The organism is Maribacter litoralis (assembly GCF_003075045.1).
GTDB classification, from domain to species: domain Bacteria; phylum Bacteroidota; class Bacteroidia; order Flavobacteriales; family Flavobacteriaceae; genus Maribacter; species Maribacter litoralis.
Genome location: NZ_QCZD01000002.1, coordinates 181,590 through 200,146 on the forward strand (window position 1 = coordinate 181,590; position 18,557 = coordinate 200,146).

At 35.5% G+C, this 18,557-nt stretch carries 13 protein-coding genes; 12 read left to right on the plus strand and 1 reads right to left on the minus strand.

What is annotated here, in order from left to right; all coding sequences use genetic code 11:
• The first annotated feature begins 25 nt into the window (after nt 1-25).
• The 7 genes from nrfD (at nt 26) to DCS95_RS08125 (ending at nt 8,208) form a co-directional block, all read left to right on the plus strand.
• Nucleotides 26-1,771 carry an NrfD/PsrC family molybdoenzyme membrane anchor subunit gene (gene nrfD / locus DCS95_RS08095; protein ID WP_116770307.1) on the plus strand — a complete coding sequence of 582 codons (1,746 nt, stop codon included), beginning with the start codon at nt 26-28 and terminating at the stop codon, nt 1,769-1,771.
• Between the two features lie 2 nt (nt 1,772-1,773).
• Nucleotides 1,774-2,304: a DUF3341 domain-containing protein gene (locus DCS95_RS08100; RefSeq protein ID WP_116770308.1), complete on the plus strand. Its 531-nt coding sequence runs from the start codon at nt 1,774-1,776 to the stop codon at nt 2,302-2,304.
• A gap of 2 nt (nt 2,305-2,306) precedes the next feature.
• Nucleotides 2,307-2,867 (plus strand): c-type cytochrome, encoded by a 561-nt coding sequence (locus DCS95_RS08105; protein WP_116770309.1) that lies wholly within the window; start codon nt 2,307-2,309, stop codon nt 2,865-2,867.
• 15 nt (nt 2,868-2,882) lie between these two features.
• Nucleotides 2,883-4,217: a quinol:cytochrome C oxidoreductase gene (locus DCS95_RS08110; RefSeq protein WP_116770310.1), complete on the plus strand. Its 1,335-nt coding sequence runs from the start codon at nt 2,883-2,885 to the stop codon at nt 4,215-4,217.
• Between the two features lie 36 nt (nt 4,218-4,253).
• The gene (locus DCS95_RS08115; RefSeq protein WP_116770311.1) at nt 4,254-5,357 is read left to right on the plus strand and encodes a cytochrome c oxidase subunit II; all 1,104 of its coding nucleotides are present in this window, start codon (nt 4,254-4,256) and stop codon (nt 5,355-5,357) included.
• 62 nt (nt 5,358-5,419) lie between these two features.
• Entirely contained in the window at nt 5,420-7,249 is a 1,830-nt protein-coding gene (locus DCS95_RS08120) for a cytochrome c oxidase subunit I (protein ID WP_116770312.1), read from the plus strand.
• A 131-nt stretch (nt 7,250-7,380) separates the two neighbouring features.
• The gene (locus DCS95_RS08125) at nt 7,381-8,208 is read left to right on the plus strand and encodes a GIN domain-containing protein (protein ID WP_244178420.1); all 828 of its coding nucleotides are present in this window, start codon (nt 7,381-7,383) and stop codon (nt 8,206-8,208) included.
• Here DCS95_RS08125 and DCS95_RS08130 read toward each other — a convergent pair.
• Nucleotides 8,205-10,469 carry an acyl-CoA dehydrogenase family protein gene (locus tag DCS95_RS08130; RefSeq protein ID WP_116770314.1) on the minus strand — a complete coding sequence of 755 codons (2,265 nt, stop codon included), beginning with the start codon at nt 10,467-10,469 and terminating at the stop codon, nt 8,205-8,207. The genes DCS95_RS08125 and DCS95_RS08130 overlap by 4 nt on opposite strands.
• Nucleotides 10,470-10,665: 196 nt before the next feature.
• Here DCS95_RS08130 and ruvB point away from each other — a divergent pair, with 196 nt between their 5' ends.
• The 5 genes from ruvB to DCS95_RS08155 all read left to right on the plus strand — a co-directional run bounded on the left by ruvB (nt 10,666) and on the right by DCS95_RS08155 (nt 18,536).
• Nucleotides 10,666-11,688: a Holliday junction branch migration DNA helicase RuvB gene (ruvB, locus tag DCS95_RS08135; RefSeq protein WP_116770315.1), complete on the plus strand. Its 1,023-nt coding sequence runs from the start codon at nt 10,666-10,668 to the stop codon at nt 11,686-11,688.
• A gap of 359 nt (nt 11,689-12,047) precedes the next feature.
• The gene (locus tag DCS95_RS08140; protein WP_116770316.1) at nt 12,048-16,172 is read left to right on the plus strand and encodes a hybrid sensor histidine kinase/response regulator transcription factor; all 4,125 of its coding nucleotides are present in this window, start codon (nt 12,048-12,050) and stop codon (nt 16,170-16,172) included.
• A gap of 196 nt (nt 16,173-16,368) precedes the next feature.
• Nucleotides 16,369-17,415 (plus strand): c-type cytochrome, encoded by a 1,047-nt coding sequence (locus tag DCS95_RS08145; protein ID WP_244178421.1) that lies wholly within the window; start codon nt 16,369-16,371, stop codon nt 17,413-17,415.
• Between the two features lie 6 nt (nt 17,416-17,421).
• The gene (locus DCS95_RS08150) at nt 17,422-18,102 is read left to right on the plus strand and encodes a Tat (twin-arginine translocation) pathway signal sequence containing protein (protein ID WP_116770317.1); all 681 of its coding nucleotides are present in this window, start codon (nt 17,422-17,424) and stop codon (nt 18,100-18,102) included.
• A gap of 20 nt (nt 18,103-18,122) precedes the next feature.
• Entirely contained in the window at nt 18,123-18,536 is a 414-nt protein-coding gene (locus tag DCS95_RS08155) for a DsrE family protein (protein ID WP_116770318.1), read from the plus strand.
• Nucleotides 18,537-18,557: the final 21 nt, after the last annotated feature.

Genomic DNA, 18,557 nt, shown 5'->3' on the forward strand with positions numbered 1-18,557 from the left:
TAGAAAGTAATTATAACAAAAGTCTATGGCGTCGCATTACGAAGCACCTATACGTAAACCCCTAGTAACTGGAGACAAAGGCTACCACGATGTAACTGTGGATATAGCTGCTCCTGTGGAAGGCAGAGCTAACAAGCACTGGTGGATAGTTTTTTCCATTGCCTTAGTGGCATTTCTTTGGGGGGTAGGTTGTATTATTTATACGGTCTCTACCGGTATCGGTACTTGGGGTCTTAACAAATCTGTAAACTGGGCTTGGGATATTACCAACTTCGTTTGGTGGGTAGGTATCGGTCATGCCGGAACTCTTATTTCTGCGGTACTATTATTGTTCCGTCAAAAATGGAGAATGGCGATTAACCGTTCTGCTGAGGCAATGACTATTTTCTCGGTTGTTCAAGCAGGGTTGTTTCCAATTATCCATATGGGTCGTCCTTGGTTGGCATACTGGGTACTTCCTATTCCGAATCAATTTGGTTCGTTATGGGTAAACTTCAACTCTCCACTTCTTTGGGATGTATTTGCAATATCAACATATTTATCTGTTTCATTGGTATTCTGGTGGACAGGTCTTCTTCCTGATTTTGCTATGATCCGTGATAGAGCGGTGTTGCCTTTCCAGAAGAAAATATACAGTCTGTTAAGTTTTGGATGGAGTGGTCGTGCTAAAGATTGGCAACGATTTGAAGAGGTGTCTTTAGTACTTGCAGGTCTTGCAACACCACTTGTACTTTCTGTACATACCATTGTATCTTTTGACTTTGCTACTTCGGTAATACCAGGTTGGCATACAACTATATTCCCTCCGTACTTCGTTGCGGGTGCAATTTTCTCTGGTTTCGCAATGGTAAACACGCTGTTGATTATCATGAGAAAAGTGTGTCACTTAGAAAATTATATTACAGTTCAACACATAGAATTAATGAACATCGTTATAATGTTAACGGGTTCTATTGTTGGTTGTGCTTACATTACTGAGTTGTTCATGGCATGGTATTCTGGTGTTGAATACGAACAGTATGCGTTTTTAAATAGAGCAACCGGACCTTACTGGTGGGCATATTGGTCAATGATGACTTGTAATGTGTTCTCTCCGCAATTTATGTGGTTTAAGAAATTAAGAACTAGTATTATGTTCTCTTTCTTCATTTCAATTGTTGTAAACATTGGAATGTGGTTCGAAAGATTTGTAATTATAGTAACATCATTGCACAGAGATTATCTTCCTTCATCATGGACAATGTTCTCTCCAACTTTTGTTGATATTGGAATCTTTATTGGTACTATCGGTTTCTTCTTTGTATTGTTCTTATTATATTCTAGAACGTTCCCTGTAATTGCTCAGGCAGAGGTGAAATCTATTTTGAAATCATCAGGAGAAAAATACAAGGTTTTAAGAGATGCAGGTAAGCCTTTATATCAAATTTCAACAACACAAGTTGAAATAAAAGAACCTATTACCGACGATGTAGTTATGGGCGAAGTTGTACCTTCTGTAGGTGATAAAGTTGGAGTCTCTGATTTATTGAGTGCTGTTGGTACATTTGATGCTGCAACACAAGAGGCTGATGATTTAAAGAAAGTTAAAGGTATAGGACCTCAAATGGAGGCTACTTTGAACGAGATAGGAATTTATACATTTGCTCAAGTCGCTAGAATGACCGAAAGTGAGTATAATTTATTAGATTCTATAACAGGTTCTTTCCCAGGTAGAGCACAACGTGATGACTGGGCAGGACAAGCATCAATATTATTAAATAACAAAAGATAAATATGGCATCTAAAGTTATACATGCTTTTTACGACGATGATGATGTGCTAATGCTTGCCGTTAAAAAGGTTAAAGCGGCAAAGCTTCATATTGAAGAGGTTTATTGTCCTTTTCCGGTTCACGGACTTGATAAGGCTATGGGTTTAGCTCCTACTAGAATCGCTATTACGGCTTTTTTATATGGCTGTGTAGGTTTAACCGTTGCGGTTTTAATGATGAACTTTATCATGATCGAAGATTGGCCTCAAGATATAGGTGGTAAACCAAGTTTTAGCTATCTAGAGAATATGCCGGCTTTTGTTCCTATTATGTTTGAATTAACGGTTTTCTTTGCTGCACATCTTATGGTAATTACTTTTTACCTAAGAAGTAGATTGTGGCCTTTTAAAGAAGCTGAAAATCCTGATGTAAGAACAACGGATGATCATTTTTTAATGGAGATCGAAATCCATGACAACGAGCAAGAATTAAGAGATTTATTAATAAATACTGGTGCAGTAGAAATTAGTATATCAGAAAAAAACAGTCATTAAATATGAACAGTTTTAAGAAATTAGCATTAATATTCGGTATAGCTATTGTGGCAACTTCTTGCCAAGACGATAGTGTTCCCAATTATCAGTATATGCCTAATATGTATGAGTCCGTAGGTTATGAGGCTTATAGTGAGGCAGATTTTTTACCAAACCAGTCCGAAGCTTTATTGCCACCGGCAAATACGATTAATAGAGGTTGGTTGCCTTATGAAATAGAAAATTCTCCTGAGGGTAAAGAATTGGCTAGATTGCAATCTAGTCCATTAGATTCTATGAACGTAGAAACTAATTTGGCAAAAGGAGGTCAATTATATACAATATATTGTGCTATCTGTCATGGTGATAAAGGAGATGGGCAAGGTACACTTGTAAAAAGAGAAAAAATATTAGGTGTTCCAAGTTATGCCGACCCGGTAAGGAACTTGACTGTTGGATCTGCGTATTACACAATTCATTACGGATTGAATTCGATGGGGTCTTATGCTTCTCAAATGAATACCGAAGAGATGTGGCAAGTGTCGGAATATGTAATGAAATTGAAACAAGATTTAACCAAATAATAGGTAAGCAATACTATGTATACGTTTTCAAATAGACTAAAAATAGCTTCCATAGTTCTAATGATAGTAGGTGCATTAGGAATTATCGGCGGATTTGTTATGGCTCCTGGAACTATAGCAGAAGCGAAAGAAATGGTAGCAAGTCATGATGAAGGTCATGGTGATGCACATGGAGCTGAAGCAGAACACGCAACTAATGAGAATGATCATGCTGTTGCAGATAGTCATGGTGAAAGTCACGATGCTTCTCATGATCAACATTTGTTGGATCAGTTAAAGAATAGACCTTGGTCTGCGCTGTATGTTGCGGCTTTCTTTTTTATGATGATATCTCTTGGTGTGTTAGCGTTTTATGCAATACAAAGAGCGGCACAAGCGGGTTGGTCACCATTATTATTTAGAGTAATGGAAGGTATAACTGCTTATCTTGTTCCTGGTGGAATTATAGTGTTTGTAATACTGTTGCTATCTGTTTTGCATATGAACCATTTATTTATTTGGATGGATGCCGATGTTGTTGCGCATGATCATTTGTTACAAGGTAAAGCGGGTTATTTAAACCCAACGTTCTTCTTAATAAGAGCTGCTATCTTTTTAGCAGGTTGGATAGGGTATAGAGAATACTCTAGAAGATTATCTTTAGCTCAAGATGATTCTGATGATAATTCTAATTTTAAATTGAATTTCAGAATATCTGCCGCTTTCTTGGTTTTCTATCTAATTTCTGAATCAATCATGTCTTGGGACTGGATCATGAGTGTAGAACCACACTGGTTTAGTACTTTGTTCGGTTGGTATATATTTGCGAGTATGTTCGTATCTGGTATAACAGTTATCGCTATGGTAACTATTTATTTAAAGTCTAAAGGACTTTTGCCAGATGTTAACGATAGTCATATTCATGATTTAGCAAAATTTATGTTCGGTATCAGCATCTTTTGGACATATCTTTGGTTCTCACAGTTCATGTTGATATGGTATTCTAACATACCGGAAGAGGTTACTTATTATGTAACTAGAATAGCTGACTATAAACTTCCATTCTTTGGTATGGTTGCCATGAACTTTTTGTTCCCGGTATTATTACTGATGAATAGTGATTATAAGAGAATAAACTGGTTTGTTGTATTAACAGGTATTGTAATATTGGCAGGTCATTATATGGATATCTTTAACGCCATTATGCCTTCAACGGTTGGTGAAAATTGGTACATTGGTATCCCTGAAATAGGTTCTGTAATGTTTTTCGCTGGGTTATTCATATTCTGGGTATTCAGAGCACTATCAACGGCACCTTTGCAACCAAAAAGAAATCCATTTATTGAAGAAAGTAGACACTTTCACTATTAATAGATTAGTAAGTAAAGTATAACATTTATATATACGATGACGACATTATTGACTTTAGCTGTTCTTGTTCTTGTAGCGATTGCCATTTGGCAGTTGACTAAAATCTTCGAATTATCACAGCTTAAAACTAGTAAGTACGAGATAGCTACTGACGCTGATAATAAGAATAACGGTTACATGTTATTTGGATTCTTGGTTTTCATTTACGGAATTACCATTTTCAGTTTTTGGAAGTACGGTAAATTCTTATTACCTGAAGCGGGTTCTGCACATGGTGAAGAATATGACAACTTAATGTTGGTTTCTTTCATTATCATATTTATCGTTCAGACCATAACACAGGCGTTGCTTCATTATTTTGGTTATAAGTACGCAGGTAAAGAAGGTCAGAAAGCATTGTTCTATGCCGATAATGATCGTTTAGAGTTTATCTGGACAATTATACCGGTAATTGTATTAGCTGGACTTATCTTATGGGGTCTTTATACTTGGACAACAATTATGGATGTAAATGATGAAGATGATCCACTAATTGTAGAGTTATATGCACAGCAGTTTAATTGGACGGCTAGATACGGTGGTGATGATAACGTTCTAGGTGGTGCAAATGTAAGAATGATAGATATCGACAAGGCGAACGTGTTAGGTTTAGATGAAGCCGATACTTATGCTCATGATGATGTTATCGTAAAAGAATTACATTTACCAGTTGGTAGAAAAGTGAACTTTAAAATGCGTTCTCAAGATGTATTGCATTCAGCTTATATGCCGCATTTTAGAGCGCAAATGAACTGTGTGCCAGGTATGATAACAGAGTTTTCATTTACTCCAATATATACTACTGAAGAAATGAGAACTAATCCAGATGTTATGGATAAAGTTAAAAGAACCAATAAAATTAGAGCTGAGAAATCTGCTTCTGGCGAAGAGGCTTTAGACCCTTGGCAATTCGATTACATATTATTATGTAATAAAATATGTGGTAAATCTCACTATAATATGCAAATGAAAATTATAGTGGAGACCGAAGAGGAATATAATGAATGGATGAAGAGTCAATCTACATTTGCTGAAACAGTAATGAAAGATGAAAGTAGCCCAGAGGTACACTCATTAAGCGCAGTAACAGTAGGAGAGTAATCTTTTATTCTCAAGTCATTTTAGCTATTTAAAGAAAATTAATAAAAAATAAGATTTCGATTATGTCAGCAACAGCACATGCACATGTAGATGATCACGCACACGACGATCATGGACATCATCATAAAGAAACTTTTGTAACAAAGTATATCTTTAGCCAAGACCATAAAATGATTGCGAAGCAATATTTTATAATGGGTGTTTTGGTAATGGGTTTCATCGGTATTGCAATGTCATTATTGTTTAGAATGCAATTGGCTTGGCCGGGTGAGTCTTTTCCGATATTTGAGGCGTTACTAGGTAAATGGGCTCCTGGAGGAGTTATGGATGCTGATGTTTATCTTGCCTTGGTTACCATGCATGGTACTATCATGGTATTCTTTGTACTTACCCAAGGGTTAAGTGGTACTTTTAGTAACCTTTTGATTCCGCTACAGATTGGTGCACGCGATATGGCATCGGGCTTCTTGAACATGGTATCTTTTTGGATGTTCTTTGTATCAAGTATTATAATGATTATCTCATTGTTTGTTGAAGCTGGTCCAGCTGCAGCGGGTTGGACAATTTACCCACCGCTGAGTGCATTACCAATGGCTCAGCCTGGTTCAGGTATGGGTATGACTTTATGGTTGGTGTCTATGGCAATATTTATTGCCTCTTCATTAATTGGTTCTTTGAATTACATTGTAACGGTAATTAACCTAAGAACGAAAGGGATGTCTATGACTAGATTACCTTTAACTATTTGGGCATTTTTTATTACTGCTATTATTGGTGTAATTTCTTTCCCGGTATTATTGTCAGCAGCATTATTATTAATAATGGATAGAAGTTTTGGTACATCTTTCTTTCTATCGGATATTTTCATTCAAGGTGAAGTATTACACTATCAAGGTGGTTCACCGGTTTTATTTGAACACTTATTTTGGTTCTTAGGTCACCCTGAAGTTTATATTGTATTGTTACCTGCATTAGGTATTACTTCAGAGGTAATGTCTACCAATGCCCGAAAGCCAATTTTTGGTTATCGTGCAATGATTGCCTCTATTATGGCAATTGCATTCTTATCAACGATTGTATGGGGTCACCACATGTTTATTTCAGGTATGAATCCTTTCTTAGGATCTGTGTTTACCTTTACCACATTGTTGATTGCAATACCATCTGCGGTAAAAGCATTTAATTATATTACTACGTTATGGAAGGGTAACCTTCAATTGAATCCGGCAATGTTGTTTTCAATTGGTTTGGTATCTACCTTTATTACTGGTGGTTTAACTGGTATTGTTCTAGGGGATAGTACCTTGGATATTAATGTTCATGATACATATTTCGTAGTAGCTCACTTCCACTTGGTAATGGGTATATCTGCTTTATATGGTCTTTTTGCAGGTGTTTATCATTGGTTCCCAAAAATGTTTGAAGGAAAGTTGATGAACAAAAATCTTGGCTATGTTCACTTTTGGGTAACAGCGGTTTGTGCCTATGGGGTTTTCTTCCCAATGCACTTTGTTGGTATGGCTGGTGTTCCAAGAAGATATTATGAAAATACGGCTTTTCCAATGTTCGATGAATTAACCGATATTCAAGTATTGATGACAGTCTTTGCTATTATTGCAGCAGCTGCTCAGTTGGTATTCGTAGCTAACTTTATATATAGCATGTTCTACGGTAAAGTAGGTCCTAAGAATCCATGGAAATCTAATACTTTAGAGTGGACAACCGATCAGAAACACGTTCATGGTAATTGGGATGGTCCTATTCCTGAAGTTCATAGATGGGCATATGATTATAGTAAAGTGTACGAGAACGGAGAGTACATTATCGCTGGTCAAGATTTTGTGCCTCAGCATATTCCACTACAGGAAAATGAAGAAGAGTTAAATCATTAGAATACATTATAATTTTTTTAAAAGCCCAACTATACTTAGTTGGGCTTTTTTTGTAAAGCTCTTAAGATATTACTAAGTTGTTCTATTATTGCATAAATTTAAATACCTTCAATTTTTAAATAATGTTATCTATGAAAAAGTTCGCCATTCTGTTTGTAGCTTTAATTGTGGGAGTTACCACTTATTCTCAACGTAAGCCAAAAATAAAAGGTAATAGAAGTGTGGTGGAGCTGCGTGAGGATCTGGAGCCATTTTATGGTATTGAACTGGTCGATGATTTGGATATCGTACTCCAAAAAGCTTCACAAGAAGGTTATGCTCTTGAATTAGACGATAATCTTGTAGATGTACTAAAGTTTAAAGTAGATAACGGAGTATTGAAAATCTCATCCTTTTACAATATCACTTCTAAGAAAAAATTGGAGATTACTATCTTTTTTCAAGAATTAAGTAGCGTTAAGATGTTGAATGGTAAAATAAGTATGAAAGATGTTATCTCTACAGATAAACTGAGAGTTCAAACCTTAGGTACCTCTAGATTGGAGTTGAATGCAACCGCAGACGTCATAGATATTAACATGGAGGAAATAAGTTCTGGCGATTTTAATTTGGCTAGTGATTCTTTAAACATTGTTTTAAAAGACAGAATAGATGTTAAGTTGTATACAACGGGGGCCAGTAATAATATTTATATGTACAAGAATGCCTCTGCTAAAGTTGAAGGTACCTCAGATTTTTTAATGGCAAAATTATACGGTAATAGTGCTCTAAAAGCATCAAACTTGCAATCTAACGACGTACTCGTGGTAGCTGAAGATTCACCTGATGTAGAGGTTCGAGCTTTAAACACATTGCAACTTAGTTCAAAAGGTGCTACTAGAACTAAGTTGTATGGTGATGCTGAGATAACTATTTTAGATTTTCTTGATACTTCTAAGTTAGAAAAAGAGAAAAATTAATTGGCAATTGGTGCGGTCAATAGATAGTCTGGGATACCAAAACCATCGATCAAAGTGTTTAAATGTGGTCTAAGTTCTGTACATAGACGTTCTACTCGCTGACGAATAGCTTTAGACTTTGTTCCACCTATATATCCTTGTTCCAAATACCATGACGCATCTTTTCTAATTTCCTGCAAAGCATGTAGCGTTCCTATTTTTTCAAATAGTTCTTTATGATTGGCATCAGTAATCGTTTCAGTATGCTCTAAGAACGATTTATAAGCCAATTCTGCGCTATAGGCCTTACCAAGTGTCATTAAGTGAGTTTGCACCTTTAAAAAGGCTTGGTAAGAAGGAATTCCCTTTTTGATATATCCTCTAATACGCATAGCCAAAGTATAGGTCAATCTACGCGTTCTATGTTCTAAGGCATGAATATGAAATTTAGGATTGTATAAATGATCTTTATCCGTTTTGTTGGTGTAAAGAGGATTAATGGTAGATAGTTTGTCGCTTAATTGTGAACTTAATAGTTTTAATACCGTCGAGAAACCGGCACTATTGAATTCTGCTTTAAAATCAGATAGTACTCCTTTTGCCGCTAATTGTAAAAGAACATTGTTGTCGCCCTCAAACGTGGTAAAAATATCTACATCACCTTTTAAGTCTGCAATTCTATTTTCTAACAAGTAACCCTTACCGCCACACGCTTCTCTACATTCTTGAATGGTGTCGTTGGCATACCAAGTTATGATCGATTTTAAACCGGCAACCTGTGTTTCAATTTTTCTCTTATCGGGTTGAGATTCATCACAATATAGAGCCATCATTTTATCTAAGGTAATATGATAAACATATGCGTTGGCAACAAGTGGGGTCAAACGCAATTGGTGAGAAGGGTAGTCCATTAATAAGTCTTCTTGCACCTTTACACTATCATTGAATTGTCTTCTTTTTAAAGCATGCTTTATTGCCACAGTCAATGCAAATTTAGCACCACCCAATCCTGCTCTTGCTACACAGATTCTACCGCCCACCAAAGTACCTAGCATGGTAAAGAATCTTTTGTTTGGGTTTTTAATTTCTGAGTAGTAATCACCATTTGCTAAAATAGTGCCGTACTTGTTTAGTAGGTTTTCTTTAGGAACCTCTACTTGGTTGAACCAGATTTTGCCGTTATCAACTCCGTTGAGCCCAAGTTTGTAACCGTTGTCCTCTACGGTAATACCTGGTAATAATTCATGGTTCTTATTTCTCAATGGAACTAATATAGCATGAACTCCCTCGTTTTTTCCATTAACGATAAGTTGGGCAAAAACTGAAGCCATTTTAGAATGTATGGCATTGCCGATGTATTCTTTATTATCATTTTTACCTGGAGAGTGAATTACAATAGTTTCAGTGTCCTTATTGTAGGTAGCCGTTGTTTTAATACCACGTACGTTTGATCCATGACCCGTTTCGGTCATGGCAAAACATCCTAATAAATCTGCTTTCCCGGTTTTGGTCAAATATTTTTTATGGTGTTTTTTGGTTCCTAGCTTTTGAATGCTCCCTCCGAACAATCCAAATTGAACACCGAATTTTATGGTCAGACTTCCATCTGCCCATATCATATTTTCGAATATATGGGCATAACCTTCCATATTGTTCGTGCCACCATATTCTTTTGAATAAGCCATGGCGCCATATCCTTTCTCGGCTAGAAATTCTACTTGTTTTAAAACATGATTCCTAAATTCCTCTTTGTTACGACGAACTTGCCAAGAGAAAATAGAATCGTTCAAGGTGGCTCTAAATGTATTTATAGTATCGGCGTGTTTACCTTTGAGAATAGTATCGATTTCTTTGGCTGAATATTGAGATGATTTTTTGTCCACATCAATATGTACTTCAAATAGGTGATTGTAATGATTTGGCTGTATACCGAGGTTGATTTCAATATTTTTGATGCATTCATTAAATGGTATTTCACCATGATAGTGCGTAGCTACTTTTTCGCTAAAAGCGGTTAACGGATAGGTCTCGTGCTCCACCAACTTAACACCACTATTGATAATCAATTGTTTCCAAGTTTTGAATACGGAATTTTTAGGAGGATTTTTAACGTTCAACCATGATTTTAATAGCTTTTTATCTTCGGAAGACAAAGAGCTGTCATTGGAAATAGCATTCTCTGCAACATTGATTTCCGATGCTGATAATAGGTCATCTGACCAAATAATATAGAATACGGGAATATATTGTAATACTGATGCGGTGTAATTTTCTATTGTCATGCCATGAAATTACAATTTTTACTTGATAATGAATTGAACTAGACGAGCATTAAATATTTTCATTTTTTAAACCTTGTTTGCATAATCAAGAAGTGTAATTTATTAGTTAAGAACATTTTTTTGCTCTGATGAAAAATAGATTTAGAAAACTGACTTGACTTAAAGTTATCTTGTGTTTGTCTATCTTTGTTAGTGTATGAACGAGTATTTAGACCCATCTGCAGACGGTTTCTCAAATGAGGAGCTTGATATTGAAAGAGCTTTAAGACCTGTAAATTTTGACGATTTTACAGGCCAAGAACAAGTGCTTGAAAACCTTAAGGTTTTTGTTGAGGCTGCAAATAGAAGAGGTGAGGCATTGGATCACACCTTGTTTCATGGTCCTCCAGGGTTGGGTAAAACAACCTTGGCCAATATTTTAGCAAATGAACTTGGTGTCGGTATTAAGATTACGTCTGGCCCTGTGTTAGACAAACCTGGCGATTTAGCGGGTTTACTGACCAATTTAGAGGAAAGAGATGTGTTGTTCATTGATGAAATACACAGATTGAGCCCTATTGTAGAAGAATATTTGTATTCTGCTATGGAAGATTATAAAATCGATATTATGATCGAAACGGGTCCAAATGCCAGGTCTGTTCAGATAAATTTAAATCCGTTTACATTGATTGGTGCAACCACACGGTCAGGATTATTGACTGCGCCTATGCGTGCAAGATTTGGTATTCAAAGTAGGTTACAATACTATTCAACAGAGTTGTTGTCTACTATTGTAGAACGTAGTGCTGAGATTTTACGCGTGCCCATTGCCCATGATGCTGCAATTGAAATTGCCGGTAGAAGTAGGGGTACACCAAGAATTTGTAATGCACTTTTAAGAAGGGTGCGAGATTTTGCTGAAATTAAGGGTAATGGCGCTATAGATATGGAAATTTCTAAATTCAGTTTAAAGGCATTGAATGTAGATGCTCACGGATTGGATGAAATGGACAATAAGATCCTAACTACTATAATCGATAAATTTAAAGGCGGACCGGTAGGTATTACTACATTGGCTACTGCAGTTTCTGAAAGTGCAGAAACTATTGAAGAAGTATATGAACCTTTTTTAATTCAGCAAGGTTTTATTATGAGAACTCCGCGTGGTCGTGAAGTAACGGAAATGGCATATAAACATTTAGGAAGAATAAAAGGAGGAATTCAACCAGGGTTATTTTGAGTATAGATATAAAGTCTAAATGGACCAATAGTATAAAAACCGAAGCGCAACGCCTCGGTTTTTTATCATGTGGTATATCTAAAGCAGATTTTATAAGAGGGAAGAGCCTTGTATTGGAAAATGGCTTAATATGAATCTTTAAAGCTAAATTAAGTACCTGAAACTATTAAATAAATGGTTCTGCTCACAACTTTTAATAGAGATTTCGAGGTTTGGGTTTCTATTAATGCATTTTATAAATATTTCCTTCTAAATGGTTAATAATTTAATTTTTTCAATAAGTTTTCTTCGCTAGTTATCTTTTAGTAAATTGTTCTGTGCATTTGAGAAGTTCATTGCGCATATTCTAGCAAACCCCGATGCTTTTTCTTCATTATTTTAAAGAAGCAATTATGGGTTGGAGTGTTGAATTTAAAATTCTCAAGTTTTTCTTTTTTCCATTATCGTTAAGGTGTATTTCTTTAATAAGTACGCTTTTATTCCAATTATCTTTTCTTTATGCACAAGATGATGTACGTATAAAATATTATTCCTTAGAAGATGGTATTTCACAGGTTACGATAAACGAATTGTTAAAAGATAGTTTAGGATTTGTATGGATTGGAACTCAAGATGGACTCAATAGATTTGATGGAAAGAAGTTTAAAACTTATAAATACGACGAATCTGACGATGCTTCCATTTCTGGAAATCATGTAACTAGTTTGCTGGAAGATAAATCTGGTAATATATGGGTGGGGACACTTGGCAATGGATTGAATCTTTATGACTATGAACTAGATGTTTTTCGTTCAATAGACTTAGAGAACCTTGTGCCTAACGAGACAATTCTGGATATGGTTGTAGACCACAAAAGTAATGTCTGGATAACTACACGTAAGTCAGGACTATATAAGATTACTTCTGATGGTGAGAATTTTATCCAAGAGAATTTTCTCAAGAACACATCTTTAAATGGACTCTATTTCGATAACAGCCATATTTTATGGGTGGGAGGGTATAATGGGACTGTTTATAAATTTGATTTAAACACCGGTGCTTCATCAGCTATTTCATCTGATATAAGTGTGGAAGGTGATGTGCAAGCATTTTTTAGAAGTAACGAAAAATTATTTATTGGCACTGAAATCGGTATGTTCTTGTACGATATTAATTCAAAACAGCTCCAAAAAATCAATTTGAATAAATATGGTGGAAGCCCTACTAGACATGTTGTAACTTTTTTGAAAGCTGACGATTCCGCAGTTTGGGTTGGTACTGGGTCAGGTTTATTTTTGTTTGATGTATATGCACTTGAAGTAGTTCAAAACATTCAATATTCAGAAAATGAAACTGACGGATTAAGTAATAATACTGTTCAGTCATTGCTGAAAAATTCAGAAAATCAAATATTAGTAGGTACAGCAAACAATTTGAATCTCCTAGATTTTAAAAGTCCTTATTTTAAAAATATTTCCAAAAATAAGAGGGGCTCACAAGTATTAAATGATAATGTGATATTTTCAATTTTAAAGGATGGAAAAGACCTGTGGGTTGGTACTTCTGATGGGGGATTGAACCTTATTCGGGAAGATAATGTATATTATTTTCAAGAAAATCAAAACGACCCTTTCAATATTTCGGGTAATGTAGTTCGAGAAATTTGTAAGGATGAAGTGAATCAGCGAATCTGGATAGCCACAACTCGAGGGCTTAGCATGATAGATTTAAAGACTTTTGACGCTGAAAATCCTAAGTTCAAAATATTTAGACATGTAAAGAGTGACCCCAATACTATTAGTAATGATTTTCTTAAAGGAATCGCACTCGATTCATCTGGTATAGTTTGGGGAGCTACATTTGGTCACGGAATTTTCAGTTTGAAGATGGATTCAAATGGAAATGAAAAGATTTATAGATACAAGAACGAGAATGGTAATTCAAATTCTCTTATTAATGATTTTGCACAATGTATTACCATAGATAAAATAGGGGACATTTGGATCGGTTCTCAGGGTGGTCTTACTAGATTGAGCTTTAAAAACTATCCTAACCCCGTTTTTACAAATTATACACGAAATGATGATTTAGAGAATTCGTTATCCCATAATTCTGTTTACGATATTTTGGTAGATGACGAAGACAATAAATGGGTAGCAACACGTTACGGTTTAAATTTGTGGCAACAAGATGGTACATTTAAATCGTGGACAGAGCAAAATCAATTTACAAGTGCTATAATCTATGGAGTACAAGATGACCTTGATGGAAATCTTTGGCTGGGTACTACTGCTGGTATTGTTCATTTTAATCCAAGAAGCAACCAGTTTAAACAATATGGGGTTCAAGACGGTATTCAGAGTAACGAGTTTGATATTCATGCGAGATTTAGGGATGATCAGGGATTTATTTATTTGGGCGGTATTGATGGCCTCACCTATTTTCATCCTCGAGATTTAACCAGTATCGATGCACCACAACCACTTTATTTTTCTGAATTTCGGATTAAGGATCAAGTAATAAAAGCAAATAGCTCACCTAAAAGTGCCCTAAAGGAATCATTGTTAAAGACTAAAGAGTTAAAATTCAATAATAATCAATTCCCATTTTATCTTCAGTTTTCTTCTGTTGATTTCCGTTTAAACAAACAGATTGAATATGGGTATAAGTTATTGCCCAATAATAAAGAATGGAATATGCTTAAAGATCCGGAGATTCAATTTTTGAACCTTCCATCGGGTAATCATACGTTGCTGGTAAATGGTTTTTCAAGGGGTGTAGAATGGGATCAAGAGCCTCTTAAAATGAAGTTGCATGTAATTCCTCCATGGTGGTCAACCTGGTGGGCTTACATGCTATACGTCATTTTAGTGGTAGTATTAGCATATTTTTTCTATAAGTTTCAGGTTTCAAGAAAGTTGGCATTTGCTGAAAGTAACAGGCTTAAAGAAATAGACCAACTAAAGAATAGTCTTTATACGAATATTACGCATGAGTTTAGAACTCCTTTGACAGTAATATTGGGTATGGCCGAAACTATAAAGGAAAATCTTGGTGAAAAAGAATTTGTAAGGGTAAATAAACCTCTTGAGATAATTGCGCGTAATGGCAAAAGCCTATTGCATTTAGTTAATGAAATGCTAGAGCTTGCTAAGTTGGAAAGCGGAAATATAGAATTGCAACTCGTGAAGACCGATGTAATCTCATTTATTAAATACATCTGTGAAAGTTTTCAATCGTATGCCTATGAAAAAAATGTCAATTTAGTAGTATACTCAGAAGTAGACAGCTTAATAATGGATGTAGATGATAACAAATTACAGACCATTATATATAATCTGTTATCAAATGCAATCAAATTTTTAGGTGACGGGGATAAAATCATTGTACATCTTAACAGTACTGCGAAAAATGGCTCTAGTCAATTTCTGATAAAAGTTAAAGATAATGGTATGGGTATTTCAAAAGATGTCCTACCTCATATTTTTAATAGATTTTATCAAGCAGATGCATCCATTATTAGGTCGAGTAAAGGCACTGGTATAGGGCTATCGTTAACCAAAAATTTTATAGAGTTGATGGGTGGAAACATTACAGTGAAAAGTGAATTGGGTAAAGGAACGGAATTTACTTTTTATTTGCCCATATTCACCACCGCTAAAAGACAGGACTTAGCATTTAAAGATATTGAAATGCCGGTATATGAAATCGATGGGTTAAAAGAAGATGCAAAGCCACAATATCCTAAAGAAAGTAATTTGCCAATTGCATTGATCATAGAAGACAATGTCGATGTAGTTTATTTTTTGAAGAATTCGCTTGAAACCAAATATCGAACAGTTTGTGCAAATAATGGTAAGATTGGTGTTGAGAAAGCTCTAAGTGAAATTCCAGACATAATAATTTGCGATGTCATGATGCCGGTAATAGATGGTTATGAAGTTTGTAAAACTTTAAAATCAGATAAGCGTACAGATCATATACCAATTATAATGTTAACGGCGAAGTCTACTCAAAAAGACCGTATTGTAGGTCTATCACATGGTGCTGACGCATATTTGGTAAAGCCCTTTGAAAAAGCTGAGTTGTTTATAAGGTTAGATCAACTTATTGCATTACGTAAGAAAATGGTCAATAAGTTTGAAAGCGATGGTTTAGCTGTTTTTTTAAAAACTCAAACTAAGAACCCAAGAGTTCAATTCCTTCAAAAAGTGATTGAAATTATACAACATGAGATGGCTAATTCTAACTTCGGTCCAAAACAATTGGCATTTAAATTACAATTGAGCGAATCTCAAACGTATAGAAAAGTAAAAACTATCACTGATAAATCTACTGCGGTCTTTATACGCTCGGTCCGTTTGGATAGAGCAAAAGAAATGCTTTACGATTCTGATATGACTGTTTCGGAAATTGCATATAGCGTAGGTTTTAATGATCCTTCTTGGTTTAGCCGCGCTTTTAAGAATGAATTTGGTTATGCACCAAGTGCAATTGATAAGTAATTGAAATTAAGTGTTATACGTTTAATTTAAACTTTCATTATGCACAAATAGTGCTATACTAAATTCTCTTTTCATAAATACTACCAGACTTTGCCGGTATACTGAAAGCCCTTCACTAATTCTTGTATTAAAATTGCATGTATCCAGAAATAATTATTATCCCTTAGGGCAATATGTTGCAGTTAAATAAAACTAGATGATAGATATTGTTAATTCTGAACCTAGATGTTCGGCACAAGTACAGACTCCATTCTATTTGAAGCTTTTAATGAGTCTAAGCTTCATTTCTATTTTTCTGCTCTGTAGTTGTTTAGATAAGCCAACAGTTGAAAAAAGAATTGAAAATTCCTTGAGCAAAGATTACGATATGAGTTATGATATTTCTCAATTGGATGATTCAAAAGATAATGACTTAATACGATTTGGTTATGATCTTTTTCAAAACACCTCCAAGTATATCGGAAATGGTAGTAAAGCTAAAGGCGGTGTGTATGCAGGTAATAAATTGTCTTGTAATAATTGTCACCTCTGGTCAGGTACAAAAGCATACGCCGCTCCACTAGTTGGTATAATAAATCGTTTTCCTCAATATAGGGGAAGGGAGAATAAAATAGGCACAATAGAGGAGCGTATAAATGGATGCATGGAGCGCAGTATGAACGGAAAACCTATGCCTATAGAAAGTAAGGAAATGAAGGGGTTGTTAGCTTATATGAGTTGGCTTAGCAGGTATGCCCCTGAAGATGGAAAAATTTCAGGGCAAGGATTTGTGAAAATAGATATTCCCGACAGGGCGGTTGATATTAAACAAGGTAAAGCGGTTTTTAAGGCAAAATGTGTTTTATGTCATGCTGAAAACGGTCAAGGCTTAAAGGCGAAAGTAGGGTATGGATATCAATACCCACCGCTTTGGGGTAAGGATTCTTATAATGATGGAGCAGGTATGACCCGGGTAATTACGGCAGCAAGATTTATTAAAGCAAACATGCCATATGGCGCTACCTACGAGAATCCAATTTTGACCGATGAAGAGGCTTATGACGTTGCCGGATATATCAATGTACAAGATAGACCATCCAAAAAAAATCGCGAAAGAGATTTTCCCGATCTAAAAAAAAAGCCGGTATCAACTCCATATCCCCCGTATGCCGATACATTTTCAATACGGCAGCATCAAATAGGACCTTTTTTACCGATTATGGAATATTACAAAAGTGAATACAATATTGTTAAATCTAAATAAGTAAGTATGAAAACAGAAAACGAGAGTTCTAGAAGAAAGTTTATGGGTGCGGTGCTAATGGGGGCCACGGCAAGTACCTTGTCATTAATTACCGGACCGGTATATGCAGCAATGCCAAATTGCGATGATAAAAAAATGGCGGAAGCGGATGATTGGTTCAATAAAATTAAGGGTACCCATCGCATTGTTTATGATGGGTCTACGCCTCATGACGGATTTCCAATTATTTGGAATTGGGCTTTTTATCTAAGTAATAATGAAACGGGTTCAAAAGATGATGATATAACTGCCATGACAGTATTGCGCCATAATGCTATTCCTTTTGCATTGAAGTCAGAAGTTTGGAAAAAATATAAGTTAGGTGAAGTATTCGGAGTAAATGATAATACTACCAATGCTGCAGCTTTGCGCAATCCTTATTATGAGCCTCAAAATGGTGATTTTCCAATGCCGGTAATTCAAGGTATTAAAGAAATGCAAGAGCGTGGCGCAATGTTCTGTGTCTGTAATTTGGCACTATCAGTTTACAGTGGTGCTGTCGCAGAAAAAATGGGTTTGGATGCTAAGAAGGTATATCAAGAATGGGTAGATGCGGTTCACCCAGAAATACAGATTGTTCCCTCTGGTGTCTGGGCTTTGGGTAGAGCGCAGCAGAACGGATGTGGCTATATTTTTGCTGGAAACTAATTAATAAAAAATATAATAACATGAGAAATATAATAATATTTATAGCATTTTTTTCCCTGTCTTTAAACTTGTTTTCCCAAAAGGAACCTATTAAAGTTGTGTTTGATCTTACTAGTGGTAGTCCCGATGTACAACGCTCTACAGCGCGACATTTGAGATTGATGTCTGAATCATATCCAACTTCAGAATTTGAGTTGGTTGTTTATAGTAGTGCTTATTCAATGGTGGATAAAAATTCGTCAGTTGCAGGTGAAACTCTTCGCGAAATCATTAACAACGATAATATTTCTATCGTGGTTTGTCAAAACACGATGAAGCGAAATAAAAAAACGGAGAAAGATTTAATTCCGGGCGTAGGAACGGTTCCTGATGGTATTTATGAAATTATTTCTAAGCAAAAGCAAGGCTGGGGCTATATAAAAGAAGGTAAGTAAAAAACTTAATCATTAACAGAA